The sequence below is a fragment of the Streptomyces marispadix genome, assembly GCF_022524345.1.
Lineage (GTDB): Bacteria > Actinomycetota > Actinomycetes > Streptomycetales > Streptomycetaceae > Streptomyces > Streptomyces marispadix.
In genome coordinates, this window is the sequence record NZ_JAKWJU010000002.1 from 3219793 (window position 1) to 3232814 (window position 13022).

General features: G+C 70.5%; 8 protein-coding genes and 1 pseudogene. 5 read left to right on the forward strand and 4 right to left on the reverse strand.

Going from position 1 to position 13022, the window contains the following annotated elements:
* Positions 1 to 48 precede the first annotated feature (48 nt).
* The gene (locus tag MMA15_RS13415) at positions 49 to 642 is read right to left on the reverse strand and encodes a TetR/AcrR family transcriptional regulator (RefSeq protein ID WP_241059761.1); all 594 of its coding nucleotides are present in this window, start codon (positions 640 to 642) and stop codon (positions 49 to 51) included.
* A 357-nt stretch (positions 643 to 999) separates the two neighbouring features.
* On the opposite strand from MMA15_RS13415, the pseudogene paaN reads away from it, so the two are divergent.
* A pseudogene (gene paaN / locus MMA15_RS13420) lies at positions 1000 to 2725 on the forward strand (phenylacetic acid degradation protein PaaN).
* A 308-nt stretch (positions 2726 to 3033) separates the two neighbouring features.
* Here the strand turns inward: paaN and MMA15_RS13425 are convergent.
* Positions 3034 to 4704, reverse strand: coding sequence for a protein kinase domain-containing protein (locus tag MMA15_RS13425; protein ID WP_241059762.1), 1671 nt, complete (start codon positions 4702 to 4704; stop codon positions 3034 to 3036).
* A 519-nt stretch (positions 4705 to 5223) separates the two neighbouring features.
* On the opposite strand from MMA15_RS13425, the gene MMA15_RS13430 reads away from it, so the two are divergent.
* On the forward strand, positions 5224 to 6807 hold the full coding sequence (locus tag MMA15_RS13430; RefSeq protein WP_241059763.1) for a protein kinase domain-containing protein: 1584 nt from the start codon (positions 5224 to 5226) through the stop codon (positions 6805 to 6807).
* A gap of 249 nt (positions 6808 to 7056) precedes the next feature.
* On the opposite strand, the gene MMA15_RS13435 is transcribed toward MMA15_RS13430, so the two are convergent.
* Positions 7057 to 7752: a response regulator gene (locus MMA15_RS13435; protein ID WP_241059764.1), complete on the reverse strand. Its 696-nt coding sequence runs from the start codon at positions 7750 to 7752 to the stop codon at positions 7057 to 7059.
* A 401-nt stretch (positions 7753 to 8153) separates the two neighbouring features.
* Between MMA15_RS13435 and pdhA the strand changes: the two genes are divergently transcribed.
* The 3 genes from pdhA to MMA15_RS13450 are packed head-to-tail and all read left to right on the forward strand — an operon-like array spanning position 8154 to position 12254.
* Positions 8154 to 9665 (forward strand): pyruvate dehydrogenase (acetyl-transferring) E1 component subunit alpha, encoded by a 1512-nt coding sequence (gene pdhA, locus MMA15_RS13440; protein WP_241059765.1) that lies wholly within the window; start codon positions 8154 to 8156, stop codon positions 9663 to 9665.
* 1 nt (position 9666) lies between these two features.
* Positions 9667 to 10695 (forward strand): alpha-ketoacid dehydrogenase subunit beta, encoded by a 1029-nt coding sequence (locus MMA15_RS13445; RefSeq protein ID WP_241059767.1) that lies wholly within the window; start codon positions 9667 to 9669, stop codon positions 10693 to 10695.
* Between the two features lie 14 nt (positions 10696 to 10709).
* Positions 10710 to 12254, forward strand: a complete 1545-nt coding sequence (locus MMA15_RS13450; RefSeq protein ID WP_241059769.1) for a dihydrolipoamide acetyltransferase family protein — start codon at positions 10710 to 10712, stop codon at positions 12252 to 12254.
* Positions 12255 to 12435: 181 nt separating this feature from the next.
* On the opposite strand, the gene MMA15_RS13455 is transcribed toward MMA15_RS13450, so the two are convergent.
* Entirely contained in the window at positions 12436 to 12978 is a 543-nt protein-coding gene (locus MMA15_RS13455) for a GNAT family N-acetyltransferase (protein ID WP_241059771.1), read from the reverse strand.
* Positions 12979 to 13022 lie beyond the last annotated feature (44 nt).

The window sequence follows — 13022 nt, forward strand, 5'->3', positions numbered from 1 at the left end:
CGGCGACGGCGAGGTGCCGGACGGTGCCTGCCCCTCCCCGCGGGCGGTTCAGTTGCGCAGGCCCGCGAACGCGGTGCGTACGACGGCCTCCGCGACCTCGTCGCTGGTGGCGGCGCCGCCGCGCCCCGCACGCGAGGGCCGGTACCACTCCACGATGGAGTTGATCATGCCGAAGAGCAGCCTGGTCGCCAGCCGCACGTCGACGTCGGCCCGCAGATCGCCGTCCGCCACGGCCTGCTTCAGCAGCTCCGAGACCCGCTGGTCGAACTCGCGGCGACGGGCCATCGCCCACCGCTCGGTGTCGGTGTTGCCCCGCACACGCAGCAGCAGCGTCACATACGGCAGCTCAGCCATCAGCACCTCGACCGTGCGCCGGGTGACGTGCTCCAGCCGGTCGATCGCTCGGCCCTCGCGGGCACGGGGCTCGTCGAGGACGCCGAAGAGCCCGCTGAGCGCGCGGCTTATGGCCCGGCGCAGCAGCTCCTCCTTGCCCCTTACGTGGTGGTAGATCGACGACTTGGAGATGCCGGCGGCCTGAGACAGATGCTCCATCGACGTGCCGTCGTAACCGCGCTCGATGAACACCTCCACGGCCACTTTCAGCAGCGAATCTGGCGTGTAGGTGTCGCGCTTGACCGGCATGCGGCCGATGCTATCGGCGTTTTCCACAGGCTCACCGTCCCCCTTGCACCGACCGATCGTTCGGTAGCAGTATCTACCTGTCGCCGCGCTGACGACAGCCCGCGCAGCCGTGCGGGACCGCACAGCTTCCCAGATCGTGCAGTGGTACGGGGCCGCACGTCCGGCGCCCGCCCGGGCATCGGGCCGGGCGGGCCGGGCAGGGCGGGACAGCGCGGCGCGGCACAGCGTCAGCAAGCCACCATGCCCAGCCCGACGAGGAGTTGGTCTTCCGTGACCGCACCAGTGACCCCGTCCGCGAGCACGTCAGCGACATCGTCCGCGAGCACGCAGGGGCCGGCCGGGGAGGCCGCGCTCCCCGTGGCCCGGCTGATCGAGAGGCATCGGCCCACGCTCGACCGTGCGCTTGAGGCGATCCGCACCCGGGAGTACTGGTCGCCCCACCCCGAGCACCCCAAGGCGTACGGGGAGGATTCGGGCATCGCCGGTTCGCTGAGCGCCGGGCAGGGCCAGGCCGCCTTCGACGCGCTGCGCGGCAGCCGGTTCGAGATCGAGGGCCAGCCGGGCGCCGCGGGCCCCAGCGGCGGCTGGACGGCGACCGAAGTCTCGCCGTACGGCCTGGAGTTGGGCATCGAGTATCCGCGCCCCGACATCGATGTGCTGCTGCCCGAGATGCGCAAGGCGATGCCCGCGTGGCGCGAGGCGGGGCCCGAGGCGAGGGCGGCGGTGTGCCTGGAGATCCTGGCCCGTATCAGCGCCCGTACGCATGAGTTCGCCCACGCGGTGATGCACACCAGCGGGCAGGCGTTCATGATGGCGTTCCAGGCCGGTGGCCCGCATGCGCAGGACCGCGGGATGGAGGCCGTGGCCTACGCCTTCGCGGAGCAGGTGCGCACCCCGGAGGCCGCCGACTGGTCCAAGCCGCAGGGCAAGCGCGATCCGCTGGAGCTGGGCAAGCGGTTCACGGCGGTCGGCCGCGGCGTATCGCTGCTGATCGGCTGCAACACCTTCCCGACGTGGAACGGCTATCCGGGCTTCTTCGCCTCCCTCGCCACCGGCAATCCGGTGCTGGTCAAGCCCCATCCGCGTGCGGTGCTGCCGCTGGCGCTGACGGTGCGCATCGCCCGTGAGGTGCTGACGGAGGCGGGCTTCGAGGCGAATCTCGTCGCGCTGGCCGCCGAGCGCGAAGGCGAGGGCATCGCGAAGGAGCTGGCCGTACGCCCGGAGATCCGCATCATCGACTACACGGGCTCCACGGCCTTCGGCGACTGGCTGGAGAGCAACGCCCGCCAGGCCCGCGTCTTCACGGAGAAGGCGGGGGTCAACACCGTGATCGTCGACTCGACGGACGATTACAAGGGCATGCTCGGCAATCTCGCCTTCTCGCTGTCGCTCTACAGCGGCCAGATGTGCACCACCCCGCAGAATCTGCTGATCCCAAGGAACGGCATCAGCACGGACGCGGGGAGAGAAGTCCTACGACGAGGTGGTCGCCGATCTGGCCACCGCCGTGGGCAAGTTGCTGGGCGACGACGCCCGCGCGAACGCCATCCTGGGCGCCATCGTCAACGAACAGGTGCGTGAGCGCGTGGAGTCGGCGGGCTCGACGGGCGAAGTGGCCCTGGAATCCCGGGCGGTGGAGCATCCCGACTTCCCCGGCGCGACGGTGCGTACGCCCGTGATCGTCAAGCTGGAGTCGGCGAAGCCGGAGTCCGAGGCCGTGTGCTTCTCCGAGTGCTTCGGGCCGGTCTCCTTCGCGGTCGCCGTGGACTCCACCGCCGACGCCGTGGCGCTGCTGCGCAGGACCGTACGGGAGAAGGGCGCGATGACGGTCGGCGCGTATACGACGTCACCGGCCGCCGAGCGCCTGATCGAGGAGGCGTGCCTGGACGAGTGCGCGCAGCTCTCGCTCAACCTCACCGGAGGGGTGTATGTGAACCAGACCGCCGCGTTCTCCGACTTCCACGGCTCGGGCGGCAATCCGGCTGCGAACGCCGCGCTGTGCGACGGTGCGTTCGTCGCCGACCGCTTCCGCACGGTGGAGGTGCGCCGGCCCGCGCAGCCCGCGGCGTCCACCGAGGACTGACACGGCCCCGGGCGATCGCCGCCCGCCAACGTCGACGTCCACGTGCACGCCCGCGCCCGCGCCCGCGCACCGATGAAAACCCGTGGACGACACCCAGTGGACGACAGCCCAGGGACGACAGCCCAGGGACGACGACCCGGCGACAAAAACGGGGCGCCCAACGCGTGCGGTGCGCGTCGGGCGCCCCTGTCTCGGAGACCGGACCAACAGGCCGGTCGGAGGCGGCCGTTCGGCGGCCTCGGCAGGCGGCCGGGCGTCCCGTCGGCCGCGGCGACCGGAAACGCTACGGCCGGGACCGGGCGATGCCGTCAGTCGGCGGGCTTACCGGTGGAGACGGTCAGGTCGATCTTGTCCTTCTCCGGGTCCAGATACTCGATGCCATCGGGGGACTGCTCAAGAACCATGTTCTTGCCCCAGATGTTCTCGTCCTCGTGTGAGATCTCCCCGAGCTTCCAGCCCGCGGCCTTGATGCACTTCTTCACCGAGTCAAGGTTCTTGTAGGTGAAGTCCGGCACGATCTTCTTGCCCGCGTCCGAGTAGCTGTCGGACGCGTCGGTGCAGCGCGTGGTCTCGATCGTCTTGGACTTGTCCTCGGGCTTGAAGCCGCTTACGCCCTCGTCCTCGCCCTCTTCCTCGCTGGTCTCGGGCGCGGGCGCCTCGGTCTCCGGCACCGCCGTGGCAGAGGGCTTGTCGTCCGCCTTCTTGTCTCCGGGGTTCGTCAGCACGAACGCGATGATCACCGCCGTGATCGCCACTAGCACGGCGACCGCCGAGCCCACGATCACTGGGGTGTTGCTCTTACGGCCGCCGCCTCCGCCGGAGGGCTGCGGCGACAGCGTGTACGGCGGCGGGGTGTGCTGGCCCTGGCCCGGCTGCGCCCCGTAAGGCGACGGCGCTCCCGGCGGGTACTGGCCCATCGGCCCGGTGGCGGGCGGCGGAGGCGTCGACGGCCCGAAGCCGTACTGCGGCTGGTACTGCTGCTGCCCCGGCGGCGGCCCGCCCTCCCCGACCTGCGGGAAGACCGCCTGCCCGACGCCGGCGCCGCTCTGCGCGGGCGCCCCGCCCGGGACGATGGACGGGGAGGCACCGGCGGCCGCAGCCTGCCCCGCGACCCGCGTGCACTCGCCGAGCATCGTCTCCGCGGAGGGGAAGCGCTCGTTGGGGTTCTTCCGCAGCGTCCGCGCCACCAGCGCGTCGACGGCGGGCGTCAGCGACTGGTTGATCGCCGACGGCGTGGGCGCCTCCTCCTGGACATGTGCGTATGCGATGGCCAGCGGGGAGTCGGCGTCGAACGGCAGCCGCCCGGTGAGGAGTTCGAAGAGCATGATGCCGACCGAGTAGAGGTCGGAACGGGCGTCGACGCCGCGCCCCAGCGCCTGCTCGGGCGAGAGGTACTGGGGGGTGCCCACGACCATGCCGGTCTGCGTCATCGACGTGACCCCGGACTGCATGGCACGTGCGATGCCGAAGTCCATGACCTTGACGACACCACGCTTGGTGATCATCACGTTGCCGGGTTTGATGTCCCGGTGCACCAGCCCCATCTCATGGCTGACCTCGAGAGCCGCCAGCACATCGCCGGTGATCTTCAGCGCCTTCTCGGCGGGCATCGCGCCGAACTGCGCGATGTCCTCGTCCAGTACGGAGCGCAGCGGCTTGCCCTCGACGTACTCCATGACGATGTACGGCACCATCGAGCCGTCTATCTCGTCCTCGCCGGAGTCGAAGACCGAGACGATGTTGGTGTGTGTGAGCTTCGCGACAGCCTGTGCCTCGCGGCGGAAGCGCTCACGGAAGGACTGCTCGCGTCCCAGCTCGGTGTGGAGGGTCTTGACCGCGACCTTGCGGTCGAGAACGGAGTCGTAAGCGAGATAGACCGAGGCCATGCCGGCGCCGAGCAGGCTCTGCAACTGGAAACGGCCGCCTCCGACCGTGCGGCCCGCGTACTCCGCGGATGCCTGTCCGCCGTCGTCACTCATCTCTGACTGCTCCCCCTCGGCGGCATGCCCCCGCACAGTTCTTGTTTCAGGGCAGATTTTCAGCCCCGGAAGCTCACTGATTCTCGATGACCCAGACACCGGTCCCTACGGTCCCGGTACGCGCTCAAGTCTGCCGGAGGGCTCTCCTACGTCAAGCGCAGTGCCCGTTCCGTAACCCGATGCGCAACCTGTGACCGCAACTGTGGCGGCTCAACCGCTCCGTAACCGTTGCGGACTCTTGTGCCTCTGGCCCCCTTGTGCACCACCCGGCACGGGCGTGACGCGGGGGCGCCTTTCAGCCTGTCCCACGAGGCCCCGGGGCCGTCGCCTGCGAACTTGCCAGCCGGGCACCGCAGCCGATTGGATGGCTGATCCGTCCCCATCCATGCGACTCCCGCGAGCCTGTAGCCTCCAAAGCGATACGGGCCGACTCCGGGGCGTCCGGCATGAGCCGAGAGTCAGGGGGTAGGCACCGCGCGACCCACGGCATGACGGCATTTCGATCCACGGCGAGGACAGATGGCACAGACGCAGGCCGGCGGGGGTCCCTCCGACCCCGACGCCATGGGCGGCTCCATGGCCGAATCGCCGGAGCTGTGGGGCAACAACGGCCTCGTCGGCGACGGCCGTTACCGCCTCACGCACCGCCTCGGCCGTGGCGGCATGGCGGAGGTCTTCGCCGCCGAGGATCTGCGTCTGGGCCGTACGGTCGCGGTGAAGCTGCTGCGTTCCGACCTCGCCGAGGACCCGGTCTCCAAGGCCCGCTTCACGCGCGAGGCACAGTCCGTCGCGGGCCTCAACCACCACGCGGTCGTCGCGGTCTACGACTCCGGCGAGGAGACGATCGGCGGCAACGTCACTCCGTACATCGTGATGGAGCTGGTCGAGGGCCGTACGATCCGCGACCTGCTGATGAACGCCGAGGCGCCGCCGCCCGACCAGGCGCTGATCATCGTCTCCGGCGTCCTGGAGGCCCTGGCCTACAGCCATCAGCACGGCATCGTGCACCGCGACATCAAGCCCGCGAACGTCATCATCACCAACACCGGCGCGGTGAAGGTGATGGACTTCGGCATCGCCCGCGCCCTGCACGGCGCCTCCAACACCATGACGCAGACCGGCATGGTGATGGGCACACCGCAGTACCTCTCCCCGGAGCAGGCGCTCGGCAAGACCGTCGACATCCGCTCCGACCTCTACGCCACGGGCTGCCTCCTCTACGAACTGCTCACGCTCAGACCGCCGTTCACGGGTGAGACCCCGCTGTCGGTCGTCTATCAGCATGTGCAGGACGAGGCCGCGCCCCCTTCGGAGTCCTCCGAGACCGTGCCGCCCGAGCTCGACGGCCTGGTGATGCGGGCGCTCGCGAAGGACCCGGACGACCGCTTCCAGAGCGCGGAGGAGATGCGCGGCCTCGCGCAGTACGCGCTGCGGATGCTGCACGAGCAGGGCAGCCACACCGGCGGCGCATGGAACACCGGCCCTGTGGCTCACGCGGGCGCCTCCACCCCGGCGATGGGCGTCCCCGGCCTCGACGCCCGCCAGCACCCGGCGCACGGAGAGACCTCGCAGCTCGCACCGCCGATGCTGATGGGCGCACCCGACCGCGACGACGGCGGCTTCGAGGGCGGACCGCACCGTAACGGCCGTGGCGGCGGCGGGCTGAAGTACGCCTTCATCGCGTTCGTCGCCGTGATCGCGGTGGCCGCCGGGATCTACTTCGCGGCGACGTACGACGGCAGCGAAGGCGACAACGACACCAAGCCGGACTCCTCCACGTCGGAGCCGAAGGACAAGAAGACCAAGGAGAAGCCGACCCCGACGCCGACGGAGACCGAGCAGGAGCCCGGTACGACCACGGGCGACACCGGCGAGGAGACGCCGAGCGAGACGCCGTCGCAGACGACGCCCAGCGAGACCGAGAGTTCGCCGTCGGACGAGCCGACGGGCTCGCCGAGCGAGACGGAGACCGGCGGCGGCCAGGGCGGCAACACCGGCGGCAACACCGGCGGGCCGACGAACACGCCCACCCAGTCGCCGTCCGGCGACATCGGCGGCGCGGAGACCGGCGGCGAGGGTGGTCCCGGAGGGCCCGAGGAGTGACCGGACGGTCCAAGCCGGTGATCTGAGCACGCCCCGTGACCTGAGCACACCGCGCCAGCCCGAGCCGGGCAGTCCCGGCCCGGTCGGTGATCTGAGCACGAGCCGGAGCGTCCGAGCCGGTGGCCCGAACGGCCGCGTCCGCACCGGGACTTGAGCCTCGGCCGGGGGCCGGGTGCTACGGGCCGCACATGCCGCACCGGGCGCGCGGTGGCTGCGTAGCCGCGCACACCGCACGGACTCTCGGCGGACTCACAGCCCCTGCGGCTCGTCCGTACCTTCCTGCCCCGCCCTCATCCGGGCCACATACGCCGCCGCCTGCGTCCTGCGCTCCATGCCGAGCTTCGACAGAAGCTGCGACACATAGTTCTTGATCGTCTTCTCGGCCAGGTTCAGCTCCTCGCCGATGGCGCGGTTGGTCATGCCCGCTCCGATCAGATCGAGGATGATCCGCTCCTGCGCGGTGAGCGACGCCAGCTTGTCGTCGCCGCTGCCGCCGCCCTCCCGTACGCCCCCGCGGCGCAGCCGCTCCACCACCCGCCGGGCGGCGTCCGGGCCGAGCAGCGCCTTCCCCGCTGCGGCGTCCCGCACGGCCGACTGGAGTTCCTTGCCCCGGATGCCCTTCAGCACGTAGCCGGACGCGCCTGCCAGTACGGCGTGCACGAGCGCCTCCTCGTCCGAGAAGGAGGTGAGGATCAGGCAGGCGATCTCGGGGGCGCGTGAGCGCAGCTCCCGGCAGACCTCGATGCCGCTGCCGTCCGGCAGGCGCACGTCCAGTACGGCGACGTCGGGAGCCGCGTCGGGAATGAGGTCGAGCGCGTCCGCGGCGTTGTCCGTCTCGCCGATCACCTCGATGTCGGGTTCCGCCGACAGCATCTCGTGCACCCCCCGGCGGATCACCTCGTGATCATCGAGCAGGAAGACAGTGATTTGGGTGCTTTCTTCCATTTTTTCAGTCTCACACACTGGTCACGGCTCCGCCCTTCCCGCACTCTGGAGCCGCGGGATACCGTGCATGGGGCCTCCCCACGCCGAAGGCGTAGGGGAAGGCTCTGCGAGGCCCGCGAGGCTGTGACCAGTGATGTCCCCGATCTTTCGGCTTGCTCGGACCGCCGAGTCCCTTTAGTTGGAAATCCGAGCAAAGTTGCAGGTCAGGGGCGCTTCATGCATGTATGGAGTCCTGGAACCGCTTCAGCGGGCCTCAACCGAGACATCGTCACCGTCCGGTTGCCGTCCGTGCCGCACCCACCCCGTGCGCCGTACGGGACCGGTCGAGCCTCCCTCCGCCTCCGGGCGGGGGACCCCCAGGCCGCCGGCGACCCCGGGGGCCGGACAGAAGAGGAGCACACGTGACCGTGGAGAGCACTGCGCGCAGCACGTCGCGCCGCAGCGGCACCGGAGGCAAGCGCGCCACCAAGAAGTCGGCGCCGTCGCAGGGCGGCACCGGCAGCGCGACCAGCACGAGCAGCACAAGCACTACGAGCAGTACGGGCAGTACGGGCAGTACGGGCAGTACGGGCAGTACGGGCACTGCGAACGGCAGGTCGGCCAAGTCGCCCAAGAGCACGGAGCGTTCGAAGCCCGCGAAGGCCGCGAAGAGCGCGAAGACGTCCAAGACGGCCACGAGCGCGAAGAAGCCGGCCAAGTCCGCGAAGACTGCCAAGTCGGCCGCCAAGGCGTCCCGTTCCGCGAAACCGCAGCCCGGTCGGAAGCGGAAGACGGGCGCCACCGCAGCGGCATCGCACGCGAACGGCACCGCCGGCACCGAACTCGTACAGCTTCTGACGCCTGAGGGCGAGCGCGTCGAACACCCCGACTACGCCATAGATCTGACGGCGGAGGAACTGCGCGGCCTGTACCGCGACATGGTCCTCACCCGCCGCTTCGACAGCGAGGCGACGTCCCTCCAGCGCCAGGGCGAACTCGGCCTGTGGGCCTCCCTGTTGGGCCAGGAGGCGGCGCAGATCGGCTCCGGGCGCGCGCTGCGCGACGACGACTACGTCTTCCCCACCTACCGCGAGCACGGCGTCGCCTGGTGCCGCGGCGTGGACCCGACGAAGCTGCTGGGCATGTTCCGCGGCGTGAACAACGGCGGCTGGGACCCGACGACCAACAACTTCCACCTGTACACGATCGTCATCGGCTCCCAGGCCCTGCACGCCACCGGCTATGCGATGGGCGTCAACCTCGACGGCGCCGACTCGGCCGTCGTCGCCTACTTCGGCGACGGGGCCTCCTCGCAGGGCGACGTGGCGGAGGCGTTCACCTTCTCCGCGGTCTACAACGCCCCGGTCGTCTTCTTCTGCCAGAACAACCAGTGGGCCATCTCCGAGCCCGCCGAACGCCAGTCCCGCGTGCCCATCTACCAGCGCGCGGCGGGCTTCGGCTTCCCCGGCGTACGCGTCGACGGCAACGACGTACTGGCCTGTCTCGCTGTCACCCGCGCCGCAGTCGAGCGTGCGCGCAACGGCGAAGGGCCCATGCTGGTCGAGGCGTTCACCTACCGCATGGGCGCGCACACCACCTCCGACGACCCGACCCGCTACCGCCGCGACGAGGAGCGCGCGGAGTGGGAGGCGAAGGACCCCATCGCCCGGCTGCGGACGTATCTGGAGAAGGACGGGCTCGCCGACGAGGCGTTCTTCGCCTCCATCGACGAGGAGAGCGAGGCCATGGGCAAGCATGTGCGGGAGGCCATCCGCACCATGCCCGACCCGGACACCATGGCGATCTTCGAGAACGTCTACGCGGACGGCCACGCGCTCGTGGACGAGGAACGCGCCCAGTTCGCCGAGTACCTCGCGTCGTTCGCCGACTCACCAGATCCAGTCACAGCCGACTCCGCAGGGGAGGGCCGCTGACATGGCCGCCGCTACATCCACCGCCGCTGCCGCCACCGCGTCCGGCACCCCGGACGTACGGAAGATGCCCATCGCCAAGGCGCTCAACGAATCCCTGCGCACGGCGATGGAGAACGACCCGAAGGTCCTCGTCATGGGGGAGGACGTCGGCAAGCTCGGCGGCGTCTTCCGCATCACGGACGGCCTCCAGAAGGACTTCGGCGAGCAGCGGGTCATCGACACCCCGCTCGCCGAGTCCGGGATCGTGGGCACCGCGATCGGGCTCGCGCTGCGGGGCTACCGTCCCGTCGTGGAGATCCAGTTCGACGGTTTCGTCTTCCCGGCGTACGACCAGATCGTCACGCAGCTCGCGAAGATGCACGCCCGCGCCCTGGGCAAGATCAAGCTGCCCGTCGTCATCCGCATCCCGTACGCGGGCGGCATCGGAGCCGTCGAGCACCACAGCGAGTCGCCCGAGGCGCTGTTCGCACATGTCGCGGGTCTCAAGTGCGTCTCGCCGTCGAACGCTTCGGACGCGTACTGGATGATGCGCCAGTCCATCGAGAGCGACGACCCGGTCGTCTTCTTCGAGCCCAAGCGCCGCTACTGGGACAAGGGCGAGGTGGACACCACCGCGATCCCCGCGCCCCTGCACGCGGCACGCGTCGCCCGACAGGGCACCGATCTGACGCTGGCGGCCTACGGGCCGATGGTGAAGACGTGCCTGGAGGCGGCCACCGCGGCGCAGGAGGAGGGCCGTTCGCTCGAAGTGGTCGACATGCGCTCGATGTCGCCCATCGACTTCGACACCCTCCAGAAGTCGGTCGAGAGGACCGGAAGGCTTGTGGTGGTGCACGAGGCACCCGTATTCCTGGGGACCGGCTCGGAGGTGGCCGCCAGGATCACGGAGCGCTGCTTCTACCACCTGGAGGCCCCGGTGCTGCGCGTGGGCGGGTTCCATGCGCCGTATCCGCCGGCCCGGTTGGAGGACGAGTACCTTCCGGGTCTCGACCGGGTGCTCGATGCCGTCGACCGTGCGCTGGCGTACTGAGGAGAGTCGTGACGATGACTGAGAGCGCGACCCGCATCCGCGAGTTCAAGATGCCCGATGTGGGTGAGGGTCTGACGGAGGCAGAGATCCTCAAGTGGTACGTCCAGGCCGGTGACACGGTGACGGACGGCCAGGTCGTCTGCGAGGTCGAGACGGCCAAGGCGGCGGTCGAACTGCCCATCCCCTTCAACGGTGCCGTGCACGAGCTGCGCTTCGCCGAGGGCACCACCGTCGACGTCGGCACCGCGATCATCGCCGTCGACACCGACCCTTCGGCCGGTCCGCTCGGCGGTGAGGGCGGCGCGGAGGCCGCACCACCGGCCGGTGCCCCCGTGGGCGGGGCGGAAGGCGAAGGGGAGACAGCGGAAGCCGGCGAGGGCGAGAAGCGGCAGCCCGTGCTGGTCGGCTACGGCGTCGCGGAGTCCTCCACGAAGCGCCGCCCTCGCAAGGGGCAGCCCGCGCCGGACGCCGCGCGCAACGGTGACGGCGGCACACAGCCCGTGCGGGAGGCCGTGCAGGAGTCCGTACAGGGCGCAGTGCAGGGCGAGTTGAACGGTCACCGCGGCGACGCGGGTCACGCCGCCGCCACATCCGGTGCGGCTCCCGCCCCCGGCACCGGCACGCCCGGCCGCCCCCTGGCCAAGCCCCCGGTGCGCAAGCTCGCCAAGGACCTGGGCATCGACCTGGCGACCGTGGTGCCGACCGGCCCGGACGGCGTCATCACGCGTGAGGACGTCCACGCAGCCGCCGCGCCCGCCGCGGCACGCGTTCCCGCGCCCGCGGCTCCCGCGCCGCCGGCCGCTCCGCCCGCCCCCGCGCGGACGGACACCACGGCAGGCACCGCGGCAGGCGCCGGGGAGCGCGAGACGCGTATCCCGGTGCGCGGCGTACGCAAGGCCACCGCCCAGGCCATGGTCGGCAGCGCCTTCACCGCGCCGCACGTCACGGAGTTCGTGACCGTCGACGTGACCCGCACGATGAAGCTCGTACGGGAGCTGAAGCAGGACCCGGACATGCGGGGGCTGCGCATCAACCCGCTGCTGCTGGTCGCCAAGGCGTTCCTGGTCTCCCTGCGCCGCCATCCGGAGGCCAACGCCGCCTGGGACGAGGAGAATCAGGAGATCGTCCAGAAGCACTACGTCAATCTGGGCATCGCTGCGGCCACACCGCGGGGCCTGATCGTCCCGAACATCAAGGACGCCCACGCCAAGACCCTTCCCGAACTGGCGGAGGCGCTGGCCGAGTTGGTGTCCACCGCACGGGAGGGCAAGACCAGCCCGGCGGCGATGCAGGGCGGCACGGTGACCATCACCAACGTCGGCGTCTTCGGCGTCGACACGGGCACGCCGATCCTCAACCCAGGTGAGTCCGCCATCCTCGCCTTCGGCCAGGTACGGCAGCAGCCCTGGGTGCACAAGGGCAAGGTCAAGCCGCGTGATGTCACGACGCTGGCGCTCGCCTTCGACCACCGGCTGATCGATGGCGAACTGGGCTCGAAGGTCCTCGCGGACGTGGCGGCGGTGCTGGAGCACCCCAAGCGTCTGATGACCTGGACCTGACGGCTCTCCGGCCTCCGGCCGCCGGCCGCGGCCTCCGCCCTCGGTGCCGGGCCCCTCGACGGGGGGCCCGGCACCGGCGCGTTGGGCACCGGCGCGTCGGGCAGCGGCGCGTTCGAAGCCTCGCGGTCCTCGCGGTCCCATGTGCGCGCCGCGCACCCCGCGCCCGCGCTATCCGCGTGCGCTAGTCCCGCGAATCCTGCTTCCACTCCCGGGCGAGGAGCCCGAGCAGCACCTCGTCAAGGAACTCGCCCATCACCCAGGCCGCCGAGCGCAGCACGCCCTCCCGTACGAAGCCGTTGCGCTCGGCGGAGCGCAGCATCGCGTGGTTGTCCGAGAGCGTCTCGATCTGCAACCGCTGGAGGCCGCGTACGACGAAGCCGTAGTGGCACAGCACCGCGACCACGTCGGTGCCGTAGCCCTTGCCGCGGGAGGCGGGGCGCAGTCCCAGCCCGATGTGCGCGGACCGGTTGTGGGTGTCGATGTTCCACAGCACCGCGCTGCCGACGAGCGTGCCGTCGTCCAACTGCACCACGGAGAACGGGACATGCCCCTGCTCCTTGTCGTCCACCACGAAGTGCGAGTTCTTCGATCCGAGTGCGATCGGCCGCCATGGTCCGCTCCCGGCCCGCGAGGCGTTGACCACGTCGTCGTGGAGTTCGTCTTGGAGTATCGGGATGTCGTCCTCGTGCCTGGCCCTGAGCCCGACCTTGCCGCCCCTCAGCATGTGGGCTTCCTATCCGACGGTCCGGGACGGCGGCAAACCAATTT